This is a genomic window from Streptomyces sp. NPDC002206 (assembly GCF_053593595.1).
Map to the genome: position 1 here is coordinate 572,565 of NZ_JBSFCW010000002.1, position 23,568 is coordinate 596,132.

Below are 23,568 nucleotides of genomic sequence, written 5' to 3' on the forward strand. Positions count from 1 at the left end.
ACGCATGCCCCCGGACACTCTCTTTGAACGCATCACCGACTACGCGAACCGCGCCGACCCGTATCCGCTCTACGCAGAACTCCGCGAGAACGGCGTGTCACGACAGGGCGATGGCAGCTACCTGGTGGGCACCTACCATGAGATCGCCGCCCTGCTCCACGACCCGCGGATCAGTTCGGACCTTCGTAACCGAACGGATCCGGATGAACTGCCGGCCAGGTCGGACGACATGCCGCCGGCCTTCATCGGTGTCGACGACCCCGAACACGACCGGCTCCGCCGCATCGCCATGCGCCCTTTCGGTCCGCCGCACTCCCCGGGACGGATCGACGCCCTGCAGGGCGACATCACCCGGATCGCCGAGGAACTGATCCACGAGTTCCGGGGCAAGGACCGGATCGACCTCGTCGACGACTTCGCCTACCCGCTGCCCGTCACCGTGATCTGCGGGCTCCTGGGCGTGCCCCAGGAAGATGTGCCCCGCATCCGTGTCTGGACGAACACGATCATCGCCGGCTTCGACTTCTCGCACGGGGAGGACCCGGCGCAGCGTCGGCAGTCGGCCATGGAGGCGCGGGAGGCGATGGCGCACTATCTGGGGGACCTCGCCGAAGAGCGGCGTGGCCACCCGTCCGGCGACATGCTCTCCGCGCTGGCCAACGACGAAGGACCCGAAGGCCGTCTCACCCAGCCGGAACTGATGGCCACAGCTGTACTGCTGCTCATCGCTGGTCACGAGACGACCGTCAACCTGATCACCAACGGCATGCTCACCCTCCTGCGCCACCCCGACATCCTGGCGAAGTTGCGCGCGGAGCCCGAACTCATGCCGAGGGCCGTGGAGGAACTGCTGCGCTACGAGCCCCCCGTCCAGTTCCTGCCGCAGCGCTCACCGCTCACCGACATCGAAGTCGCGGGCGTCTCCATCCCCAAGGGCGCCTCTCTGATCCTTGTGCTCGCCTCCGGCAACCGGGACCCCCTGAGGTTCGACGACCCGGACCGCTTCGACCCGATGCGTGAGGACAACCAGCACTTCGGCTTCGGCAGTGGCATCCACAACTGCTTCGGCGCCCCGCTCGCCCGTGTCGAGGCACAGATCGCACTCAATGCGCTCCTCCGCAGCCTCGACGACCCCCGCCTGGTCGAGGACCCACCCCCGTACCGGCGCAGTCCCGTGCTGCGCGGTCCCCGTCATCTCGTGATCCAGCACGCCGCAGGAACGTAGCCGGCAGGTCGCTGCGGCTCCGGCGAAGCAGCGAACGTGATCGTGCGCACGGGGTACCGGAAGCACTCATGCCACCAGGGGGCGGTCCCTCGGGGCTACGGGGGCCGGCAGTTCTGTGGAGCCGCTCAGATAGCGGTCCGCTGCGGCCGCGGCGGACCGTCCCTCTGCGATGGCCCACACCACAAGGGACTGGCCACGTCCCGCGTCGCCGGCGATGAAGACCCCGTCGGTCCCGGTACGGACCGTCCGCTCGGCGCTCCGGGTTCGCTCAGCGCACTCCGCCGTTTCGGCGGCGAAATCGGCATCCCGGGCGAAGTTACCCCGGTCGTCCAGCGTGAGCGCGAGCTGCTTCATCAGGCCGGTGCCCCGTTCGGGACCGTAGAAGCCGAGCGCGAGCAGGACCAGATCCGCCGACATCACGTGCTCGGTGTCCGGCCGAGGCCTTCTGTCCTCGGGTTCCACCTCCGCCAGGCGTATGCCGCGCACGTGGCCGTGCCGGTCCCCTTCGAGACGGAGGGTGGCGGAGGAGAAGATTCGCGGATCCGTACCCTCCCGTTCCCGGCCCTCTTCATGGGCATGGGAGATCCGGTAGACCTTCGGATACGTGGGCCAGGGCTCGGTGTCCCGCCGGGCCTCGCCGGGCTCCGGATTGATGTCCAACTGGACCACGGACGTCGCTCCCTGACGCAGGGCGGTGCCCAGGCAGTCCGAACCGGTGTCCCCGCCTCCGATGATCACCACGTGCTTGCCCTCGGCTGTCACGGGGGACGAGACGTAGTCGCCCTCCCTGACCCGGTTGGCGAAGGTCAGGTAGTCCATGGCCTGATGAATGCCGTGCAGGTCACGGCCGGGGACGGGCAGCTCCCGTTGTCCCCTGGCTCCGACGGCCACGACCACCGCGTCGTGACGTCTTGTGAGCTCGATGGCGTCGAGATCGCTGCCGACGTCCACACCCGTGCGGAACTTGGTGCCCTCCGACCGCATCTGCTCGATGCGGCGGTTCAAGTGCTGCTTCTCCATCTTGAACGCGGGTATGCCGTAGCGCAGCAGTCCACCGATACGGTCGGCGCGCTCGTAGACGGCGACGGTGTGACCGATACGGGTGAGTTGTTGTGCTGCAGCCAGTCCGGCCGGTCCGGAGCCGATGATGGCGACGGTCTTCCCGCTGAGCCGCTCGGGCGGTCGCGGTGACGCGTACCCGCGCGCCCAGATCTCGTCGGCGATCGCCTGCTCGACGTTCTTGATCGTCACCGGATCAGCATTGATGGTGAGCACGCAGGCGTCCTCACATGGCGCCGGGCACAGCCGTCCGGTGAACTCCGGAAAGTTGTTCGTCGCGTGCAGTCGCTCGGCGGCGGCCCACCAGTCGTCCCTCGCCGCGTACGCGTTCCACTCGGGGATCAGATTCCCCAGCGGACAGCCGCTGTGACAGAACGGTATGCCGCAGTCCATGCAGCGCCCCGCCTGCTCGGACACGAGCGGAAGCCGTGCCTGCCCCGCATAGACCTCGTTCCAGTCGCCCAGCCGTTCCTCGACGGGGCGCGCCGGAACGGGCCGACGGGGAACTTTGAGGAAGCCGTGGGGGTCGGTCATGCTCCGCCTCCATCGCTCAATTGCGGTGTATAGGCGTTTTGCTCAGGGTACGCCTGGTTTATTCCTCTTTCATCGGGCTGTGGACGTCATTCGCAAGTCGGCAGTCGTTCCGCCACCGCTTCGATGCGGTGCACGCGTTTCAACCTGTTCCAGCAGACGCTCGGGTGGAAGGAGCGCCGGCCGCGCAGCCCCCGGCGCGCCCGCCCCCGGCACTCGTGCGGGTACGGCTACTCGAAGCGTGTGGTGTCTCCTGCTCCTCGGCGTACGATCGCCGCCTCGCCCTCGGAGAAGTCGATGACCGTCGTCGGTTCGGTGCCGCAGTCTCCCGAGTCGACCACGGCGTCCACCACGTGGTCGAGCCGCTCCTTGATCTCCCAGCCCTGAGTCATCGGCTCGTCCTCGTCGGGAAGGAGCAGTGTGCTGGACAGCAGCGGCTCACCGAGCTCGGCGACCAGGGCCTGAGCAACAGCATGGTCGGGAATACGGACTCCGACCGTCTTCTTCTTGGGGTGCAGCAGCTGGCGCGGCACCTCCTTCGTCGCAGGGAGGATGAACGTGTAGCTGCCGGGCGTGGCTGCCTTGATCGCGCGGAACACGTCGTTGTCGATGTGCACGAACTGGCCCAGCTGCGCGAAGTCCTCGCACACGAGGGTGAAGTGGTGACGATCGTCGAGGTTCCGGATCGACCGGATCCGGCTGATGCCGTCACGGTTGCCCAGCTGGCATCCCAGGGCATAACAGGAGTCCGTCGGGTACGCGACGAGCGCGCCGGAGCGGATGCTGTCAGCCACGCTGCTGATGGCGCGCCGCTGAGGATTTTCGGGGTGTACGTCAAAGTACTTTGCCATCCGCCGAGCCTATGCGATCCGGACAGCTGTGGTCAGGGACCGGATCGCAGTGGTGAGGTGGCCGGCCTCTGCGGTGGTTGAGCTTTCACGCTCCTGGTGAGCACCGGCTGCTACCGTTGATGGCCTCCATCATCTTCACTTGCCCGTTCTTGCGGTTTGCCGGCTTCTCCGTCTGCCGGGAATTCCTCGATACGTGCCGCACATCGAGGAAGGCTCTGTATGACGCGCTCAGCTCGCACGAACGCCCCGACGGGTGAATTCGCCCTGCCGGACACGGTCACCCCGGCCCTGCCGGCGGCGGCGTCGTTCGCCGACCTGGATCTGCCGCCCGACCTGCTGGAGACGCTCACCGGCCTCGGCGTGAACCACCCGTTCCCGATTCAGGCGGCGACGCTGCCGAACGCCCTTGCGGGCCGGGACGTCCTGGGCCGGGGACGCACCGGATCGGGCAAGACTCTGGCTTTCGGCCTGGCGCTGCTCACCCGGATCGCGGGCCGGCGTGCGGAGCCGAAGCAGCCGCTCGGGCTGATCCTCGTCCCCACCAGGGAGCTGGCCCAGCAGGTCGGCGAGGCGCTCACACCGTACGCACAGGCTCTGAAGCTGCGGATGGTCACAGTGGTCGGCGGCATATCGATCGGCAGGCAGGCCGGTGCGCTGCGGGCCGGGGCCGAGGTCGTCGTAGCGACCCCCGGACGCCTGCACGACCTCATCGAGCGCAAGGACTGCCGGCTGGACCGGGTGCGTATCACCGTGCTGGACGAGGCCGACCAGATGTGCGACATGGGCTTCCTGCCCCAGGTCACCGAACTGCTCGATCAGGTGCGCCCCGACGGGCAGCGGATGCTGTTCTCGGCGACCTTGGACCGCGATGTCGACCTGCTGGTCCGCCGCTACCTCCACGACCCGGTGGTCCACTCGGTCGACCCGTCGGCGGGGGCGGTCACGACGATGGAACACCATGTGCTGACCGTCCACGGCGCCGACCGGTACGCCGTCACGACCGAGATCGCGGCCCGCGACGGCCGGGTGCTCCTGTTCCTGGACACCAAGCATGCGGTCGACCAATTGACCAAGCACCTGCGGGCCAGCGGTGTCCGAGCGGCCGCGCTGCACAGCGGAAAGTCCCAGCCCCAGCGCACGCGCACCCTCGCCCAGTTCAAGAACGGTCAGGTCACCGCGCTGGTGGCCACCAATGTCGCAGCCCGGGGCCTGCACGTGGACGACCTCGACCTGGTGGTCAATGTCGACCCGCCCAGCGACCACAAGGACTATCTGCACCGTGCAGGGCGTACCGCCCGTGCCGGTGAGTCCGGCAGCGTCGTCACCCTGGTCCCTTCGAGCGGGCGCCGTGAAATGAGCAGGCTCATGGCTGACGCCGGCATCACGCCGAAGATCACCGCGGTGCGCTCGGGTGAGGCGGAACTGAGCCGGATCACCGGTGCCCGGGCCCCCTCCGGTGTTCCCCTCGACGGCGGTCCTGCAGCAGCGCGCCCGAAGAACGGCAACGCCCCGTTCCGCGGCATGGGGACCGCCCGGGGCGAATCCGGGCGCACCGGTGGCGGGTCCCGCCGGGGCGATGACGCCCGCAAGATGGCCGAGGCCCGCAGGGCCGCACGGGTACGCCGCGGCTCCGAGTAGGCGCCTGGCGGTAAAGGTGCAGATCAGGCGCCTTTACGGGTCTGCAGGGGGCAGGGGAGCCCGGCTTCTTCGGGCGGTGCGACACGAGGAGAGTTTTCGTCCGCCGGCGGTACATGTGGCACAACCCCGCCGAGTGCGGTAGGCGGCCGTTGAACGCGCTGCGTCGAGTGACTTGGGCCAACCGTCAGTTCCAGAGGCGGTAGGTCACTTCTCTCGGCATCTCCGGCGGCCTGTGGCCCGTGTAGACGAGGTGCATCTGGGTGTAGTGCCGTTGCCCAGCATGCTTATGCCATGGCTCCGGGCGATCGAGCCTGACGGCCACAGGGTAGGAGTGGAACTTGCCTGCAGCACAGTAGGGCTGGCAGTCGTTCAGTACGTTGAGCCCGCTGCCCGTGGCGAATTTCGGTTTCCAGGCCGACCACCGGAGCGCGGTGAGGATGCTGTTGCCGTCCCCGCAGGCAATCAGGAACGTGTCCGGGCGTGCTTGAGGGTCCGAGAAGCAGTCGATGATCACGGTGTTGGGAGACTTCGGCTTTGTGGTAGCCGATGCCGGTACGACTGCTGTTGTGAGGGACACCGCGGCACAGATCAGGATCGCTGTCTTCAGTTTGAGTCTCTGCATGTCCGCTCCCCAGCAGTCTCTCCGGCCCGTGAGGCCTCGCGTACGCCCGGCTCGCGCCGCGGTGCGGGCCGCGGATCCGGAGCAGGCGCCTGACGGCGCTTCCGGCCTCTCCTCAACGGATGTTCCGCTATCGACGCTACGGCCGAGCCCGGGGACGCACCACCCACACAGGTAACAACTTCGCAAAGTAGTAAATATGCACCCATTGGCCTCGTCTTCTCTCAGCCCCCCGCGCTGAGAGGAATGGGCGCTCCTCGTGATCGACCGGCGCGTGACGCGTACGGAACTCGGCATCGCGGCGTGAGCACTCACCGGGCCGGCCGGCAAGGCCGGGCCGCACGGACGCGGACGTTGCGCACTGACCGAATGGATGCTGCGGGCCGAGCGAAGTCCGTGACTGCCGCTGCGTGAGCAGCAGTTTGGATCAGCGTGGCGTAGCGATCGACAGGCGGGAAAATCCAGCGGCTTGCCTGCCTGACAGCGTGTCAGCCTTCGACGTCATGGACGCGGACGTGTGGAACGAGCAGGTGGCGCAGGGCTACGACGAGTAGCCCGCGCACATGTACGCGCCCCGAAGTCCTGGATCCCACGGTCGATGTCACCAGTTGCGGACGAGGCCCAGCAGGTGGTCCCGGACTCGTGTGACATTCGGGTTGTCGGGGGTGCCGGGGCGCTGCACGAGGTAGCTGGTGTTGATGGGCGGGTCGTCCGTCTCATGGAGGAGGGCCAGGGAGCCCCCGGCCATGTCGGTCAGGCACAGGTAATGCGGGAGGACCGAAAACCCGGCGCCCGCCTTGACCGCGGCAAGCACGGCCCGCAGGTCGGGGACGGTCACGGCGGCCTCGCGGTTCAGACGGGCCCCGAAGACGTGACGCCAGTAGCGGCGGACGATCGGAAGGTCGTCCGCGTACGTGATGAGCGGCACCGTGTGCAGTGCGGCGGGGCCGTCGGCGGCCAGAAGTGGCTTGGTGCGCTCGGCCACGGCGGGGGCGGCGACCAGGAGGAACTCCTCGTCGACGAGGGGCACCGAGGCCAGGGTCCGGCCACGTGGGCGGACGGTGGCGATGACGAGGTCGTGTCGGCCGTGCCGCAGCTCGTCCAGGAGGGGGTCGGTCAGCCCTGTCGTGACCCGCAGCCGTACGCCGTCGGCGACGAGCGGGGCGAGGCCCGGCAGGACGCGCTCGGCGAGGAACTCGGCCGGCCCTGCGAGGTGGACGGGGTCGGGGCGCGCGTGCGGTTGCGCGGCGGGATCCCGGCCGGTGGCGGCGAGGGCGTCGAGCGGGCCCGCGACGCGGGTCGCGAGGTCGTGAGCGATCGGAGTGGGGGAGACGCCGCGCGGGAGGCGTTCGAACAGCTCGCGGCCGGTCTGTCGTTCCAGGGAACGGATCTGCGTCGTCACCGTCGGCTGGGACAGGCCCAGCAGATGAGCGGCGGCGGTGAAGGAGCCGACGCGGTAGACGGCGAGGAAGGTACGCAGGAGGTTGAGGTCTGCGAGCGGTGCCGGACCGGCGTGCGGCACCACCCGCGGCTCATCTGAATCCCTATGCTCCATGCAGATAAATATAGGCATTCTTATGGGAGTGCATGTCGTCCATCGTGCGCCGTACGTCATACCGGGTGAGGCAGTTGTCATTGGCGTCGAGGACCTCTGCGAGCCGGTCGGCACTCATCGTCAGGCCAGCTTCTTGAGGACCTCGGTGGCGAGCGGGGCGGACGAGGCGGGATTCTGGCCGGTGACAAGGTTGCGGTCGACGACGACGTTCGGGACCCACGGCTCGCCCACCTGCACCTCCACGCCCGCCTCGGTCAGACGGTCCTCGAGCAGCCACTTCGCCTTGTCGGCGAAACCGGCCTGGGTCTCCTCGACGTTCGTGAACGCGGCCACCTTGTAGCCGGCGAACGCGTTGGAACCGTCGGGCTTCTCGGCGGCCAGGAGCGCGGCCGGGGCGTGGCAGACGACCGCGAGCGGCTTGCCGGAGGCGAGGGAGTCGATGAGGATCCGGCCGGAGGCCGGGTTGACGGCGAGGTCCTCCATGGGGCCGTGGCCGCCGGGGTAGAACACGGCCGCGTAGTCGTCGAGGTTCACGTCCGCCAGCGTGATCGGGTGCTGGAGCTCGGTGATCGAGGCGAGCGTGGCAGCGACCTTGTCCGCACCCTCCTGCCCTCCATTGAACTCGGGTGCCAGGCTGCCCCTGTCCACGGTCGGGACGACGCCGCCGGGCGTGGCGACAACGATCTCGTGCCCGGCCGCCTTGAACGCCTCGTACGGGGCGACGGCCTCCTCCGCCCAGAAACCGGTGGGGTGCTTCGTGCCGTCGGCCAGCGTCCAGTGGTCGACGCCGGTCATCACGAAAAGGATCTTCGACATGAGTGGTCTCCGGGAACGGGGCCCGCTCGGGCCCATGGGATGGGGGATTCGGATCGCACGCTCCTACGTCCTGCGAACTCCGACCCTCCGGGGCCGGATCGTCAGTGCGGCGATGTCCTCGAAGTTAGGACGGCAATCCATGCATTTCCAATGGGGATCCGAATGGCAGCCATCAAAATTCCAATGGCTCAGAGTAAATATCATCCAATCAGCTGACTTGCGCTGATTCTCAGTCCCTGTGTGCAGGGCGCGCGGGAAAGGAGACGTCAGGATCCAGTGCCACCTGCGGGAACCAATGTCGGGATCCCGATGAAAGATCGCATGCACCCCGTGGCACGGAACGGCGAGGACCGGCACGCTGGACGCATGACGAACAACACCGGCCAGGCCACCATGCGCGCGATCAGTCAGGACGCCTACGGAACCCCGGATGTACTCAGGGAAGTCCGGCTCCCCAGACCTGTCCCGGGCCCGAGCCAGGTTCTGGTCGCCGTCCGGGCGGCCGGCGTCAATCCCACCGACTGGAAGCACCGGGCGAACCGCCTGTTCCTCGACCGCCTTCCGCTCGTTCTCGGCTGGGACGTCTCCGGGGTCGTCGAGGCCGTCGGCTACGGGGTCACCCTCTTCAAGCCGGGCGACGAGGTCTTCGGCATGCTGCCTTACCCGTACGGCGTCGGCTCCCACGCCGAGTACGTGACCGCCCCCGCCCGCGCCCTTGCCCGCAAGCCGGCCGACATCGATCACGTCCAGGCGGGCGCACTTCCGCTCGCTGCCCTCACCGCCTACCAGGCACTCGTCGACACCGCCGAAGTCCGGCCCGGGCAGCGCGTCCTCATCCACGCCGCGGCCGGCGGCGTAGGCCACCTCGCCGTACAGATCGCCAAGTCCCTTGGCGCATACGTGATCGGCACCGCGAGCGCGCCCAAACACGACTTCGTACGCGAGCTGGGTGCGGACGAAGTCATCGACTACCGCACCGTCGACTTCGCCGACGCCGTTCAGGACATCGACATGGTCCTCGACCCCCTCTCCGGCGAGACCCGCGCCCGCTCCCTCGACGTACTCCGCCCCGGCGGGATTCTCGTCTCCCTCCTGAACGGCGGCTCGCCGAAGGAGGCAGCGAAGGCCGCCGGGCTGGGCATCCGCGTCGAGACGCTCCTCGTCGAGTCCGACCACGCGGGCATGAAGGCGATCGCGGATCTCGTCGAGACCGGCTCTCTCCGCGCCCACATCGAGGCCACCTTCCCCCTCACGGATGCGGCCAAGGCCCACGCGCTGGGGGAGACCGGCCGAACGACCGGCAAGATCGTCCTGGTCGTGGAGTAGGCAACCCCGGGGCCGGCTCGCTGCTGCCGTGCTTGACCGTGCTCGTCCTGTCCTTCAGGACGGCGCGTGCCGGTCCCGGTCGGCGCTCAGCCAGAGTCGGACGAGGTCACGGCGGCGCTTCGGCTCGGGGTGGTCCACGTACTCGATGCGGCTGTGCAGGGTGGCGTGGTTGTTCAGGAACTGCATGTCGCCCGCGCGTAAATTCACGGTGCGGCCGACGTGTCGGCCCGCTCCCAGGGCGAGGATCTCGCATTGCTGCTCGCTCAGATCGGCGACGGGTGCGCCCTGCAGCAGCACGAAACCGCGGCCGTCCATCAGTTCGCAGACGAGGCTGTGGAGCAGGGGACCGAGTGTCGGCAACGGAAAGTCCTCGCGTGAGAAGTCGACGAGACCGAGGCCGGCCGACTCCACGGCGCCGACTGCGGCGCGCAGTTCGGCTTGATGGACGGCGCTGAGCTCGACCCGCCACTCGTCGCTGATGGCGACCTCGGCGCCACACCAGCCGCCCGCTCCGCGCACTTCCGCGATCACTGTCATGCCGACCCGAACCCGAACCCGGGTGCCCCCGCGGGCACTCTTCTCGACGCGTGCTTCCTTGTCGGCAACGTTCGTGAACGGTTCCGAGTGCCCTGATGGTTCGGGCAGGTACTGGCGTGCGCCAGGAGGTCGACGAGTGTTCCGACGCCCGTACGCGAAGAGGCGGCCGCCGGATTATCCGGTGACCGCCTCCGACGCGTGGCGGATGTTATTCGCAGGTGCCCGCGAAGGTGGCTCGGGTCACCACGTCGGTGTCGGCGGCGGTGGTGTCGAGCCATGCCACCCGCTGGCCGTCACCGAGGGACGGGGCCGGCTGGGCGCCGGACGAGCAGGATGCGCGGCTGAAGGCGCCGGTCCCTGCGACCACGTCGGCGGTACCGGCGACCTGGACCTTGATCTTGTCCGGCCCGCTCCAGGCGCCGAGGCCGCTCCAGGCGTCGTACGTCGGGTAGGCGAAGTAGTTGTCGCTGACGGAGAACTGGGCGAGGTAGGTCCCCGTCAGCTTCGCCCACTTGGCCAGGTCGTTCAGCGGCGCGGACATGAAGTTCGTGGAGCCGAACAGGCTGCTGTTCTCCCGCCAGAAGATGCGGTCGGAGGTGAACTGGATGTCGCCGACGGAGTTGAAGAGGAAGCCACCGATCCGCTTGCTCTGGGTGGTGCCGGCGGCGATGTCGTAGAGCCTGACGTAACTGCGGTCGGCGCCGCCGGCCCAGGCGATGCTGCCGTGCTTCATCGCCAGTCGGCCGGCCCTGGTGCCGGGCTCGGGTGTCACGTTGACAGTGGTGCCGTCGGCCCTGCGGAGCATGACGTCCTGCTCGCCGTCGGGGGTGGTGCGGATCCAGGCGAGGTCGCCGTGGTCGGTGACCGGCTCGGTCTCGTCGGCGGCGGGGTCGTCGACCAGCTTCTTGATCGCGCCCTGTCCCTTGTTCCCCGCCGCGTAGATGCCGATGCCGTCGGCGGTGATCCGGGTGAAGACGATGCGGTCGTCGTCGAAGGACGGGTCGAGCAGGTAGGCGTCGTCCTGGGCGATTTCGTGCTCCGCGTTGCCGTGCAGCTTGCTGAAGCGGCCGACGGTGATGTTGAAGGCGGCGCCGCCCCGGTCCCAGGCGATCGCGTCGCCGTGGCTGATGGCGTAGACGTCGCCGTTGATCTGCGCGGCCTGCTCGTGCACGCCGCCGTACACCTCGTAGGCGGGCAGCACCCGGGCGCCGATGGTGGTGCCGTCGTGGGTGCCGGCCTGCTGCTCCCAGCTGTCCACGATGCCGTGGGTGTCGAAGGCCTTGCGGATGACGGCGAGGTCGTCCCCGGGGACCTTCAGGGACTTGGCGGCGAGGGCCATCGCGTTACGCATGTCGGTGAAGCCGGACAGCGGCGTGAGGTAGTTCTGCGCGGCCCGGTAAATTCGGGGCGAGGACCCGGGAGCTCGCGCCGTACTGCACCCGGCCGAGCGTTGCGGCTCCGCCGTGCGGCGCACGGAAACGACGGGCGAGAGACGGAGCGTCTGCGCGACCGGCGTGCCGAGCCGATCCGGCACGAGCGATGATGTGACCGGCCGGCCCATCGCCCGCATTGTCTTCCGGGTGATGTTCCTCCCGCGGACGGGTGTCGGAAACCACAGCCGCCCGGCCGGTGCACAGGCTGTTCGAACAGGATGAGTCGGCTCTCAACGGTGGCCGAGCCGATCCCCGTCAGAAAGGAACTCTCCATGGATGAGCAAGGTGAGCGCTTCGACGTCGTCGTACTCGGAGCAGGCCCAGGCGGATATGTCGCCGCCATTCGAGCAGCCCAGCTGGGCAAGCGCGTCGCCGTTGTCGAGGCCAAATACTGGGGCGGCGTCTGTCTGAACGTCGGTTGCATCCCCACCAAGGCCCTGCTGCGCAACGCCGAGCTGGCGCACATCGTCACACGCGAGGCCAAGACCTTCGGCATCAAGGTCGAAGGACAGGTTTCCTTCGACTACGGTGAGGCGTTCCGGCGCAGCCGCCGTGTCGCGGACGGCCGGGTCAAGGGTGTCCACTACCTGATGAAGAAGAACGGGATCACGGAGATCAGCGGCCGTGGCACGTTCGTGGACGCGCACACGCTCGACGTGGCCCTCTTCGACGGCTCGACCCGGACGATCGGCTTCGACCACTGCATCATCGCCACCGGAGCGACTCCGAAGCTGCTGCCCGGAACCCGCCGCACCTCACGCGTGGTGACGTACGAGGAGCAGATCCTTGCGGAGGACCTGCCGCAGTCCATCGTGGTCGCCGGCGCCGGGGCCATCGGTGTCGAGTTCGCGTATGTCTTGCACAACTACGGTGTGAAGGTCACCGTCGTTGAATTCCTGGACCGGATGGCGCCGCTGGAGGACGCGGACGTCTCTGCCGAACTGGCGCGGCAATACAGGAAGTTGGGCATCGATGTGCTCACCTCCACCCGCGTCGACTCGATCGATGAGTCCGGCCCGCAGGTCCGCGTCACGGTCATCGGCAAGGACGGTGCACCACAGGTCCTGGAGACCGACAAGGTTCTGCAGGCGATCGGCTTCGCACCGAACGTCACCGACTACGGCCTGGAGAAAACCGGTGTACAGGTCACCGAGCGCGGGGCGATCGATATCGACGGCCGCTGCCGCACATCCGTACCGCACATCTATGCGATCGGCGACGTCACCGCAAAGCTGATGCTCGCGCACGCCGCCGAGGCGATGGGCGTGGTCGCGGCCGAGACCATCGCGGGAGCCGAGACCATGGAGCTCGACTACCCGATGATCCCGCGCGCCACGTACTGCCAGCCGCAGGTTGCCAGCTTCGGCTGGACCGAGGCGCAGGCACGGGAGAAGGGCTTCGACGTCAAGGTTGCCAAGTTCCCCTTCACCGCGAACGGCAAGGCTCACGGACTGGGCGACACGACCGGCTTCGTGAAGCTGATCAGCGACGCGAAGTACGGGGAGATCATCGGCGCCCACCTGATCGGTCCGGACGTCACCGAACTGCTGCCAGAGCTCACCTTGGCCCAGCAGTGGGACCTGACGGTCCACGAGGTGGCTCGCAACGTCCACGCGCACCCGACGCTGGGCGAGGCGGTCAAGGAGGCCGTGCACGGGCTCGCCGGGCACATGATCAACATGTGAGAAGGCGGCGCCACACGTTGCCCCCGGACTCCGTCGGCTCCGTCGCCAGGGGCCGGGGAAGACCATGAATCCGCCCCGGACGGCACCTCGCCCGGCGGTGGCTGCGCCATGCCCGCCTTCTGCAACCACCCGGTCGGGCGCGGCAGCACCCGCCCGTCGTAGGCGTGATGGCCGGAGCGGGCCTCGTGCACCTGCCCTTCGGGGAGCCGGCGATTGGCTGCGCGACCCCGCGCCGCGCCACGCGGGGCCCACAACGCTTCGGGCGCCGCAGGAGCGGCTCCGGGATCAGAGTCCGAGGTCGCTGAGACCGGGGTGGTCGTCGGGGCGGCGACCGAGCGGCCAGTCGTACTTGCGGTCCGTTTCCTTGATCAGCAGGTCATTGATGCAGGCGTGCCGTACGGCCATCAGCCCGTTCTCATCGAATTCCCAGTTCTCGTTGCCGTAGGAGCGGTACCAGTTGCCGGAGTCGTCGTGCGACTCGTACGCGAACCGCACCGCGATCCGGTTGCCGTCGAACGCCCAAAGTTCCTTGATCAGCCGGTAGTCGAGCTCGCGGGTCCACTTGCGCGTCAGGAACGCGACGATCTCATCGCGTCCCGTCACGAACTCCGCCCGGTTGCGCCAACGTGAGTCCTCCGTGTAGGCCAGGGCGACCTTCTCGGGGTCCCGTGTGTTCCATCCGTCCTCTGCCTGGCGGACCTTCTCGATTGCGGTCTCCCGCGTGAACGGGGGGACAGGCGGACGTGCGGTCATGACTGCTCCTTCAGGCTCGGGCGCTCTGACTTCGACGCTAGGGCTGCCTGTACCCGCTTGCCAGTCGACCGCACCCACTCCGCCTGGCGTTTCGCGGCACCAACGTGGTGCCGGCCGTCCTCGCCGGGCAGCCCGCCAGGGGAGTCATTGCGATCTGGGTGAATTCGGTACCGACACGTGCACCGGCTGTCGTCGTGTCGGCACGCGCCGATCCCGATCGATCCCAGGACACCCGCCGATCCGGCTGACGCTTCCACGCCTGACCTGAACGAGTGCTTGCGGCATTGCGTGCTCGGTAACGCGCTGAGGCCGACTCAGGGCCCGTCACCGCAGCAGACGGATCTCCGACAGCGGCAGGCGCCACTCGCCCAGCAGCACGACAGGATCCGGCGAGCCGAAATCGCGGAGGGGGCCAGGACGCCGCGCGCAGCAGCTTCGGGCGACAACGGCGCCGGCCCGACCCGCTGGGTAGCCGTCAGAGCTCCACGCGCCACCTGGCGATCATTGCAGAGGCTGATCGACTTCGGGGATCGACGCCAGACCGGTCGCGGACAGGATCGCCCCGACTGTTTCCTCAACCGTCTGATCAGCGTTGTCGATCCAGGTTCCCTGCTGCCCGAGTTCGGAGCGCAGCGCCGTATCCAGGGGAGACCAGTCCGTGGTCAGGACCTTCTCCCGGGTCTGGTTGCGCTGCCACGCGACCGCCGGGCCGGGAGCCAGAACGATGACATGGAGCGGCACGACGGCCAGCGTTGTGCGATAGAAGTCGAGGTGGGCACGGCGGACCACAACATCGTCGAGCACCGGGATGAAACTCGCCCGCGCGAAGCTGTCCGCCAGAAGGCACGCGTTGCGGGCCCGCAGGAAGATCTGCCGGTCGGCTTCCGCGTTTTCGGCCGGAGAGGGCCATTGCCCACCGCTGACGATCATCTGCTGGAGTGCGTCCACCTCGATATGGGCCGACATCCGGAGCCGGCCGGCCAGCGCTTCGGCCACCGTGGACTTCCCACTGCCCGGGATGCCGGTCAGCAGGACAGCCCCGGCGGCCGACTCGCGGTCGATGGGTACCGGATTCAAGCTCATACGAGTTCTCCAAACACAGCGATAAAGACCCTGAGAGTACGCGCTTCGCGTGATCCGCCGAGTCGACGGCCACTCGGTCCAGGCGTGAGACGAAAAGCGGGGCGCAGCGAAGCGCCCGGCGATGCGCGTCGCCGGGTGAAATCAGTTGACGGGCTGGGCTCTTCGGGCATTTCTTTGGCGGATGGTCAAGATGCATGCTGATGAGACGGACATCGACGCAGACCTCGTCAGGCGGCTGGTCAGTGGACGTTTTCCGCAGTGGGCGGATTTGCCGGTCGAGCGGCTGGCCTCTGGGGGTACGGTCAATGCGGTCTACCGGCTCGGCGACACACTGACCGTCCGGCTGCCCCTCACGGAGGGCGGCGCCAAGGATCTGGAGCGGGAGGAACGGTGGCTGCGCAAGCTCGCTCCCGCTCTGCCCGTCACTGTTCCGACCGTGGTCGCGACGGGGGAAGCCGCCGAGGGATATCCGTGGGCGTGGTCGGTGCATCGGTGGATCGAAGGTGAAAGCCCGGTCGAGGGCCACCTCGACAAGCCCGAGCTCCTCGCGTGTGATCTGGCCGAGTTCATCAAGGCAATGCGAAACATCCATGTCGAAGGCGGGCCCAGCGCCTACCGAGGGACTCCGCTGGCGAAGGTCGATGCCCGGACACGCGCTGCGATCGAGGAACTGCGCCATGCCGACGAAGACTTCGACGCCGACGCGGCCGCGGCTGCCTGGCAGGACGCGCTCGCCGCGCGGCCATGGAGCGCAGCACCCCGCTGGGCACATTCCGATCTTATGCCGAGCAACCTGCTCGTCGCCCGAGGCAGGCTCACCGCGGTGCTTGACTTCGCCACCGTCGGCGTCGGTGACCCCGCCTGCGACCTGATCCCCGCGTGGAACCTGCTGCCGTCCTCGACCAGGGACGCGTTCCGGGACGCCGTGGACGTCGACGACGCGACATGGGCGCGCGGCCGTGGCTGGGCCCTGGCCATGGCCGTCATCCAACTCCCGTACTTCCGCAATACAAACCCGATCATTTCCGCCAACGCCCGCCACGTCATCCGTGAGGTACTCGCCTCCCAGTGCGCTGATCGCTAGGAGACGCTGCGAGGACACGGGTCCCGCGAGGGACCAGGTGGAATCATCCGTTTCGAGGCACCCACGAGCGGCGGCCGTCGAGTTATGCGGCCGGCTCGATTCCCCGTCCCGTCTCGCCGCCGGGGGCACGACAGGGCCTCTGCCGGCTCTCCGACACCGAGTTCCTCGACCGCCCGCGCGAAGCCACTCTCACGAGACGGTCGCTGCGGTGATCCTGGCGCGCGTGACCTGTCAGGGGAGGATGGAGTCGACGTATCCACCGTCCGCGCGCACGGCCCCGCCGGTCGTCGCGGAGGCGAGGTCCGAGCTGAGATAGACAGCCATGTTTGCAATCTCTTCCGGTTCGATCAGTCTCCGCAGGAGCGACTGAGGCCGGTGCTTGACCATGAACTCCCGCTGCGCTTCGTCCCAGGGAAGACCGGGGTCGACGAGTTCGTACACAAAATCCTCGACGCCGCCGGTGTGAGTCGGCCCGGCGATGATCGAGTTGACGGTGACTCCGGTGCCGGCGGCGTCCTTGGCGAAGCCCCGCGTGACGGCGAGCAGAGCCGTTTTCGACACGCCGTAGTGGATCATCTCCACCGGGATGGCCACGGCCGAATCGCTTGCGACGTTCAGAACTCGCCCCCAGGAGCGGTCCTTCATGGTGGGGAGATAGGCGCGGATCATTCTGACGGCGGACAGAACATTCACGTCGAAGTACTGGCGCCACGCCTCGTCACTGATCTCCAGGGCAGGTGTCGCCCCGAAGATGCCCAGATTGTTGACAAGGATGGCGACGTCCGGGGCTGCCTCGATGACCTGCCGGGCGCCGTCGTCGGTGGTGATGTCGCCGGGCGCGGCGATGAAGCAGTCACGGTCCGTTTCCTGCCGCAGTTTCTCGATGGCATCGTCCACGGACTGCGGTCGGCGGCCGTTGACAGCCACGCGGGCGCCGGAATGGGCCAGCCCCGCAGCAATGGCAAAACCGATACCTTGCGTGGATCCGGTGACGAGCGCGGTCTTGCCGGTGAGATCGATGAGCACGGTTTCTCCTCAGACACGTGGTTGGTGCGACACGGCCCGTCGCCGGTCGGTGCGACGGTGTTCGGAGGCCGGCAGCCGGCGAGCGTGCGACGGGCGAACACAGCCGCCCGGGCGGTGGGGGCGCCGTCCAGCGGCCTTCACGCATCCGCTAATTGAAGCTGTCGGGGTCGGGGCCGGTTCGGGTGCCGCTGTCGAGGGCGGCGATGTCCCGGGCGTCGGCGTCGGTGAGTTCGAAGTCGAAGACGTCAAGGTTCTCGCGAATGCGCTCGGGGGTGACGGACTTGGGGATGACGACATTGCCGAGCTGCAGGTGCCAGCGCAGGATGACCTGCGCGGGGGTCATGCCGTGACGCTCGGCGATGGTGGTGATCGCCTGGTCCGTGAGCAGGGCTCCCTGAGCGAGCGGGCTCCATGCCTCGGTGACAATGCGGTGCTGGGCGTGGAAGGCGCGCAGCTCGTTCTGCTGGAGCCGAGGGTGCAATTCGATCTGGTTGACGGCGGGGACGCTGTCGCTGTGCTCCAGCAGCCGCTGCAGGTGAGCGGGCTGGAAGTTGGACACGCCGATGGCGCGCGCCCGTCCCTCGGCGTAGATCCTCTCGAGGGCGTGCCAGGTGTCAAGGTATGTGGCGCGTGCCGGGGCGGGCCAGTGGATGAGGTAGAGATCCACGTAGTCCAGGCCGAGCCGGTTCAGTGAGGCATCGAAGGCAGCCAGGGCACTCTCGTGGCCCTGGTCCTCGTTCCACAGTTTGGTGGTGACGAACAGTTCCTCGCGGGGGATGCCGGAGGACGCCAGAGCCCGGCCGACGCCGGTCTCATTGCCGTAGACCGCTGCCGTGTCGATGCTCCGGTAGCCGCAGTCGAGGGCGGTGGTGACGGCGGTGGCGGTTTCCTCGTCCGGAATCTGGAAGACGCCGAAACCGAGCTGCGGCATCACAACACCGTTGTTGAGCGTGACGTTCGGAGTGGGAATGCTCATGGCCCTGATCCTTCCGTGTTGAGGATCGGCAACGGCGGCAAGGCGCGTACAGGGGATCGGGAAAGACCCTGAAGGGTGACGGCAGGCCTCCCACAAGGGCCACCCGCAGGCCCCGTCGACGGGTCCTGCGGCGCCCTGGCGGACCCGATCGCCTGATGGAGAGAGAGGTGTGTCGGCCCGGCGACGGGCCGGCACACCCTCGGGCCGTCAAGGTGGGGTGAGGACATCGTCGGATCGCGGGGAGTTGGACCGAGATGAGTGTCGAGCGGGTGGGGGTCGTCGTCCACCAGGGCCGCCCCGAGGCCGTCGTCGCGGCGCGCGTCGTACGCGATTGGTGTGCAGGTGAAGACATTCCATGCACGGACATCGACGTGTGGCGCGACGACGAACGTCGGCGCGGCGGCCGGGAGGAGGCCGATGTCGCGGGCAACCCCGATCTCATTGTGACGCTCGGAGGCGACGGGACATTTCTGCGCGGCGCCAGGATCGCTGCCAAGACCGGTGGCGCCGTTCTGGGGATCGACCTGGGCCGTGTCGGCTTCCTGACCGAGGTGCCGGCCGAGGACGTCGTCCGGGCGCTCGACGCCGTCCACCGCGGAAGAGCGGCGGTCGAGGAACGCATGCTGCTGACGATGAGGGCCTCCCGGGTGCTCGAGGTGCCCAAGGACATCGACGCTCTGATGGGCTACGGACGACGTCCGATGCTGCCGCCGCCTCAGGTCGACCGGGACGCGGAGGCCGGGGCGGAGGGCTGGGGTGTGGCGTTGGATGTCACCGCTCTCAACGACGTCGTCGTGGAGAAGCTGGCGCGTGACCGGCAGGTGAGCCTCGGCGTCTATGTCGGCGGCCGGCTCCTTGCCTCGTACTCGGCCGATGCCGTCATCATGGCCACCCCCACCGGGTCGACCGCCTACAGCTTCGCCGCAGGCGGTCCGGTGGTCTCACCCCGCATGGATGCCGTCATCTTCACACCCGTTGCGCCGCACATGACCTTCGACCGCACGGTGGTCGTAGCGCCGGACGAACCGATCGCGGTCCGGGTCCTGCCCCATTCGGGACAGGGAGCGGTGACGATCGACGGCCATCTGCGTGGCGTGTTGGACGCCGGGGACTGGCTCGGGGTGTACGCGGCACCGCGTCGACTGCGGGTCATCAGACTCGGCCCGCACGACTTCTACGGGCGGCTGCGCACACGTCTTCGCCTCACGGATGCTCCGGCCACGGCTGCCTACGGGGAGAGCGCACCGCTCTTCCGTCCTGACGGTCCGGTTCCGCGCGACCTGGCACATCTCCATTTGTCCCTGGCGGACAGGGACGCGCCTGGCGGTGGTTGAGGCGGGCCCGGGGGACAGCCGTCGGATGCCGCCCTCCGTGATGACTGCCGCGTTCACCGGGTGCTTTCGGCTTCCGCGGGGCACTGTCCTGTGCCGCTGCCCACGTTGCCGGGGCAGCCGCTGCGCCAAGACCGGCCTTCGGCCCGTCGGGATCACGCGCGGTGACACATGCGGTCCCGATGGGCCCTGGGTCGGCTCACGGCTGACGGATCTCCACCCGGGCGCGCCGAACGGCCGGCGTGGCGTCAGGACGTGGGCGTGACCGTGGGTTCACCTGTTCCCGCGCGGGTTCACCCGCTCGCGCCGTCGCACTCGAGGTCCCCGAGGTCGATCGAGTCCGCCATCGCCTGCATGCCCTTGTCGTTGGGATGCAGATGGTCCCCTCCGTCGAACGTCGGCAGCAGCCGCTGCGGGTTGTACGGGCTGCGCAGGACCTTGTCGAAGTCCGCCACCGCGTCCACCGCGCCGCTGGTGCGGATCCACTCGTTCACCTCCACGCGTACCGCATCCCCCTGCGGATCCCACTCCGACCAGCCCTGGTAGGGGAGGACGGTGGCGCCGACGACGCACTTCCCCGCCGCGTGGGCCCGGTCGATGATCCGGCGGTAGCCCGCCGTCAGCGAGGCCGCCGTGACACCGCTGTGGGACTTGATGTCATTGACGCCCTCGAACAGGACCACCGTGCGCACCCCGGGCAGCGACAGCACGTCGCGGTCGAGACGTGCGAGCGCGCTCTGCCCGGCGCCGTCCACCAGGACCTGGTTCCCGGATATCCCCGCGTTGGCCACACCCTGCACCGTGGAGCCCGGCGCCCCGTGCAGCCGGCGCGCCAGGAAGTCGGGCCAGCGCAGGTTCTTGTCGGTGGTGGACTGCCAGCCGTCCGTGATGGAGTCGCCGAGGGTGACCACGGCGCCGGTGTCGGGGCCGGTGTCCACGCTGACCGCGTCGAGGTAGAACCACGACCCGACCTGTTCCGTGTACGCGCCGTCCCGTTCCTCGTCCGCGTGGTCCCCGGTGGTCGCGTACGACGTCTGGAGAGCCATCCCGTGCCCGGTGGCGGGACCGCCCGCCGTCCGTACGTACAGGCTGACCGCCAGATCGCTGCCGGCCTCGGTCCTCCCGGGCAGCGGATCGCTGTAGCGGATCTCGCCCGGCGCCAGGGTCACGGACGTCGCCCGGTCGAAGCGCAGCTTCCTGTTGGAGCCCGCGACGAGCAGGGCACCACTCCTGCTCAGCCCGGCGTATGCGCTGCCGATGACCAGTGGCCGGTCGCCGAACGCGTTGGACACCCGGATGCGCATTCCGCTGCCGCCCACGCTGGTGCGGACGACCAGACGGTAGCTGCGGTCGGACGGGGCCTCGCCCAGCCGGTCCGCGCTGGCCGCCCAGGTGACCACCGATCGGTCGGGTACGGGAGTTGCGGCGGCGGTGGCGTGGGCGGGGGCGAGAACTGTGGCGGCGAGGGCCACGACCGCGATCAGGGCGCGGTGCGCCGCGCCGCTCATCGGAAGTTCCGCAGCGTGACGGATTCCCCGGAGCGGAGGTCGACGTCGTGCGAGATGCCACCTGCGGTGACCGTGGTCCTGCGCCCACCGACACTTCGGATGGTGGCCTCGCGGACCCTGCCGTCGCGCCAGCTCAGGTCGACGACGAAACCGCTGCGCGCCCCGATGCCGGTGACCGAGCCGGAGCGCGCCCAGGCGGTGGGCAGCGCGGGGAGCAGTTCGATGTGTCCGGGGCGTGAGTAGAGCAGCATCTCGATCATGGCGGCGGGAGTACCGAAGTTGGACTCGATCTGAAAGATCCCGCGGCCCTTCCCGGTCTCGTAGATGTCGAACAGATTCATCGCGCTGCCGTTGCTGCCGTCGACGGACGGCCTCAGATTGGTGATCACCAGCCGATACGCGTTCTCCGCGTGCTTCAGTCGCGTCCAGCACAGGGACCGCCAGGCGTTCGCCCAGCCGAAGTTCTCCATCCCACGCGCGGTAAGGAGTTCGGTCGCGCCCTTCACCAACGCCGCGGGCGACGCGTCGGGCCGGATGCGGTCGCCCGGGAACAGGCCCACCAGCGGGGAGAGATGGCGATGAGTGGTCTCGCCGAGGTTGTCCGGGGACATCCATTCCTGTAGCCAGCCGGTCTTCGGGCTGACCTCGGGCATGTACAGCCGCTCCTGGAGCCCGGCGACGGTCTTGCTGTACGCGGCGTTCCTGCCGAGCAGCGCACTGGCCTCGCGGTAGTGCGCGAAGAGGTCCCGCACCACTTCCTGGGCGTAGGTGATGCCCTTCGCGTCCTGGGGGCCGTGCTCCGGCGACCAGTCCTTGTCGGCGACGAGGACCTCACGTTCCTTGCCGGTGTCCGTGTCGGTGACCGTCATGGTCAGCAGCCGGGTCTCCCAGAACTCGCAGGCGCCCTGGAGGAGCGGGTAGATCTTCGCGAGATGCTGCCGGTCCTGGGTGTACTCGTAGTGCTCCCACAGGGTGTTGCACAGCCAGGCACTGCCCGAGGGGTGCCACCACCAGCCCAGGCCGCCGTAGATGTTCGTGGAGTACGCCACGGTCCAGCCGGCGATTCTGCCCGAGGAGTTGCGGAACCGGTTGCGCGGATCGTTGAACAGACTATGGGTGAGTTCCGTCCAGACCGGGAGCTGAGAGAGGCAGTAGTCGGTGAACGCGTCGAAGTTGCGGGAGAGCGCGGTGCGGTCGGCCATCCAGTAGTTCATCTGGATGTTGATGTCGGTGTGGTAATCACCCATCCAGTCCGGGTCGTTGCCGTCCAGCCACGGGCCCTGGAGGGCGACCGGAAGGCCGCCCCGGGAGCTGCTGATCATCAGATAGCGGCCGAACTGGAGGTACAGCGCTTCGAACTCCGGGTCGGGCTCGTCCTGCTGGGTCCGCGCCTTCAGCCGCTCCCAGGTGTCGAGCGCCCGCTGCTCGGCCGTGGAAGGACCCAGCGAGATCTGCATACCGTCGAACTGGTCGCGGTAGTCGGCCACATGGGTGTGCAGCAGTGTGGTGGGCGAATGGCGCACGGCGGCCCGCACCTTGGTCCTGGCGAGTGCGGCCGGGTCGAGGTCAGCGTCCCGGTAGCCGGCCTTCGGGTCGGGGGAGTAGTTCGTACCACCGCTGATCACGACCGTCAGATCCGCACACCGGGTGAAGACGATCTTCGAGCCCTGGGTGGTGACCGATCCGCTCATGCTGTGCGCGGTGACCGCGGCGCCGTAGCGGAGCCCGTTGGTGAACTCGGCGCCGAAGGAAAGGCTGTCGTGTGCGCCGTCCGCCGATGTCGTTTCGTCGTGCGTGCCGTCGAGCGAGACGGTGCCGGTGTAGTGACCGCCACCGCGCTGGGAGAACTGCACGACGATCACGTCGTCCGGCTGACTTGCGAAGACGCGGCGCTCGAAGGACACACCCGAGCGGATATAGCTGGAGGTGACCAGGCCCTGGGCGAGATCGAGCTCGCGGCGGTAGCTGTTGACCGTGCCGAGATCGTGCTCCGGGATGTCGACCGTCACGTGAGCCAGCTGGGTGAGGCTGCCGAAATCAGTCCGCCCGTAAGGGAATTGCCCGTCCTGCTCCAGCACGTCATTGATCCCGCCGGTTCACATGGTGGCGTCGGAGACGAAGAGCAGTTCGTGCGAGGGGTCGTTGCCGACGAGAGCGCCGAGCCGGCCGTTGCCGACCGGCAGCGCCCGCTCCAGCATCGTCTTCTCGCCGGCCGGTGCGCGATACCACATCCGCGTCGTCGAACCTTGGCCCTCGGCAAGCATCGGGGACGTGGTGGGGCGCTTCGGCGGGGCGGTGGCGGCGAAGGCGGGGAGGCCGCCGAGAGCGGTGAGCGATCCGACGGCGGCGGCGAGCGAGAGCACGCGACGGCGGCTGGTGCTGGTGCTGGGCTGCGCAGGGGTGTGCGGATGCTGGTCGTTCACGGGACTACTCCATTCCTGCGGACATGGCGGAGGGCGCGGTGCGGTGTCGGGGGAGACCTGGGCGCGAGCGCGGGCAGGGGCAGCACGGGACGGGGGCGCGCCGATCAGG

General features: G+C 68.4%; 18 protein-coding genes and 1 pseudogene. 6 read left to right on the forward strand and 13 right to left on the reverse strand.

All coding sequences use genetic code 11. From position 1 onward, the window contains the following. Nucleotides 1–4: 4 nt before the first annotated feature. On the forward strand, nt 5–1,225 hold the full coding sequence (locus ACWCP8_RS07500; protein ID WP_352263458.1) for a cytochrome P450: 1,221 nt from the start codon (nt 5–7) through the stop codon (nt 1,223–1,225). 66 nt (nt 1,226–1,291) lie between these two features. On the opposite strand, the gene ACWCP8_RS07505 is transcribed toward ACWCP8_RS07500, so the two are convergent. Together ACWCP8_RS07505 and ACWCP8_RS07510 are read right to left on the reverse strand one after the other, a co-directional pair. Then, the gene (locus ACWCP8_RS07505; RefSeq protein WP_352263460.1) at nt 1,292–2,818 is read right to left on the reverse strand and encodes a glutamate synthase subunit beta; all 1,527 of its coding nucleotides are present in this window, start codon (nt 2,816–2,818) and stop codon (nt 1,292–1,294) included. A 227-nt stretch (nt 2,819–3,045) separates the two neighbouring features. After that, entirely contained in the window at nt 3,046–3,666 is a 621-nt protein-coding gene (locus ACWCP8_RS07510) for an L-threonylcarbamoyladenylate synthase (RefSeq protein WP_328624774.1), read from the reverse strand. A 219-nt stretch (nt 3,667–3,885) separates the two neighbouring features. Here ACWCP8_RS07510 and ACWCP8_RS07515 point away from each other — a divergent pair, with 219 nt between their 5' ends. Then, on the forward strand, nt 3,886–5,304 hold the full coding sequence (locus ACWCP8_RS07515) for a DEAD/DEAH box helicase (RefSeq protein WP_352263462.1): 1,419 nt from the start codon (nt 3,886–3,888) through the stop codon (nt 5,302–5,304). A gap of 184 nt (nt 5,305–5,488) precedes the next feature. Here the strand turns inward: ACWCP8_RS07515 and ACWCP8_RS07520 are convergent, their stop codons facing one another. The 3 genes from ACWCP8_RS07520 to ACWCP8_RS07530 all read right to left on the reverse strand — a co-directional run bounded on the left by ACWCP8_RS07520 (nt 5,489) and on the right by ACWCP8_RS07530 (nt 8,294). Further along, nucleotides 5,489–5,926 carry a hypothetical protein gene (locus ACWCP8_RS07520; protein ID WP_352263463.1) on the reverse strand — a complete coding sequence of 146 codons (438 nt, stop codon included), beginning with the start codon at nt 5,924–5,926 and terminating at the stop codon, nt 5,489–5,491. 598 nt (nt 5,927–6,524) lie between these two features. Next, the gene (locus ACWCP8_RS07525; protein WP_352263464.1) at nt 6,525–7,478 is read right to left on the reverse strand and encodes a LysR family transcriptional regulator; all 954 of its coding nucleotides are present in this window, start codon (nt 7,476–7,478) and stop codon (nt 6,525–6,527) included. A 120-nt stretch (nt 7,479–7,598) separates the two neighbouring features. After that, nucleotides 7,599–8,294 carry a type 1 glutamine amidotransferase domain-containing protein gene (locus ACWCP8_RS07530; protein WP_352263468.1) on the reverse strand — a complete coding sequence of 232 codons (696 nt, stop codon included), beginning with the start codon at nt 8,292–8,294 and terminating at the stop codon, nt 7,599–7,601. Between the two features lie 393 nt (nt 8,295–8,687). Between ACWCP8_RS07530 and ACWCP8_RS07535 the strand changes: the two genes are divergently transcribed. Beyond that, nucleotides 8,688–9,620, forward strand: a complete 933-nt coding sequence (locus ACWCP8_RS07535; RefSeq protein ID WP_451114915.1) for an NADP-dependent oxidoreductase — start codon at nt 8,688–8,690, stop codon at nt 9,618–9,620. 54 nt (nt 9,621–9,674) lie between these two features. Here the strand turns inward: ACWCP8_RS07535 and ACWCP8_RS07540 are convergent, their stop codons facing one another. Beyond that, nucleotides 9,675–10,157 (reverse strand): hypothetical protein, encoded by a 483-nt coding sequence (locus tag ACWCP8_RS07540; protein WP_451114750.1) that lies wholly within the window; start codon nt 10,155–10,157, stop codon nt 9,675–9,677. 208 nt (nt 10,158–10,365) lie between these two features. Beyond that, entirely contained in the window at nt 10,366–11,508 is a 1,143-nt protein-coding gene (locus tag ACWCP8_RS07545) for a hypothetical protein (protein WP_451114752.1), read from the reverse strand. Nucleotides 11,509–11,862: 354 nt separating this feature from the next. Here ACWCP8_RS07545 and lpdA point away from each other — a divergent pair, with 354 nt between their 5' ends. Further along, the gene (gene lpdA, locus ACWCP8_RS07550) at nt 11,863–13,275 is read left to right on the forward strand and encodes a dihydrolipoyl dehydrogenase (protein WP_352263473.1); all 1,413 of its coding nucleotides are present in this window, start codon (nt 11,863–11,865) and stop codon (nt 13,273–13,275) included. Nucleotides 13,276–13,560: 285 nt separating this feature from the next. Here the strand turns inward: lpdA and ACWCP8_RS07555 are convergent, their stop codons facing one another. Continuing rightward, nucleotides 13,561–14,028 carry a nuclear transport factor 2 family protein gene (locus ACWCP8_RS07555; RefSeq protein ID WP_451114754.1) on the reverse strand — a complete coding sequence of 156 codons (468 nt, stop codon included), beginning with the start codon at nt 14,026–14,028 and terminating at the stop codon, nt 13,561–13,563. A gap of 501 nt (nt 14,029–14,529) precedes the next feature. Then, the gene (locus ACWCP8_RS07560; protein ID WP_451114756.1) at nt 14,530–15,111 is read right to left on the reverse strand and encodes an AAA family ATPase; all 582 of its coding nucleotides are present in this window, start codon (nt 15,109–15,111) and stop codon (nt 14,530–14,532) included. A 190-nt stretch (nt 15,112–15,301) separates the two neighbouring features. Between ACWCP8_RS07560 and ACWCP8_RS07565 the strand changes: the two genes are divergently transcribed. Further along, entirely contained in the window at nt 15,302–16,195 is an 894-nt protein-coding gene (locus tag ACWCP8_RS07565; RefSeq protein WP_352263478.1) for an aminoglycoside phosphotransferase family protein, read from the forward strand. Nucleotides 16,196–16,426: 231 nt separating this feature from the next. Here ACWCP8_RS07565 and ACWCP8_RS07570 read toward each other — a convergent pair whose 3' ends face one another. Together ACWCP8_RS07570 and ACWCP8_RS07575 are read right to left on the reverse strand one after the other, a co-directional pair. Next, a complete protein-coding gene (locus tag ACWCP8_RS07570; protein WP_352263479.1) occupies nt 16,427–17,221 on the reverse strand; it encodes an SDR family NAD(P)-dependent oxidoreductase in 795 nt (264 codons plus the stop codon). Between the two features lie 148 nt (nt 17,222–17,369). Next, on the reverse strand, nt 17,370–18,197 hold the full coding sequence (locus ACWCP8_RS07575; RefSeq protein ID WP_352263481.1) for an aldo/keto reductase: 828 nt from the start codon (nt 18,195–18,197) through the stop codon (nt 17,370–17,372). 254 nt (nt 18,198–18,451) lie between these two features. Here ACWCP8_RS07575 and ACWCP8_RS07580 point away from each other — a divergent pair, with 254 nt between their 5' ends. Further along, nucleotides 18,452–19,531 carry an NAD(+)/NADH kinase gene (locus ACWCP8_RS07580; protein ID WP_352263482.1) on the forward strand — a complete coding sequence of 360 codons (1,080 nt, stop codon included), beginning with the start codon at nt 18,452–18,454 and terminating at the stop codon, nt 19,529–19,531. Nucleotides 19,532–19,821: 290 nt separating this feature from the next. Here the strand turns inward: ACWCP8_RS07580 and ACWCP8_RS07585 are convergent, their stop codons facing one another. Continuing rightward, entirely contained in the window at nt 19,822–21,036 is a 1,215-nt protein-coding gene (locus ACWCP8_RS07585) for an SGNH/GDSL hydrolase family protein (protein WP_451114759.1), read from the reverse strand. Next, nucleotides 21,033–23,459 (reverse strand): annotated as a pseudogene (locus ACWCP8_RS07590) (glycosyl hydrolase family 95 catalytic domain-containing protein). Before ACWCP8_RS07590 ends, ACWCP8_RS07585 begins: the two are co-directional and overlap by 4 nt. Nucleotides 23,460–23,568: the final 109 nt, after the last annotated feature.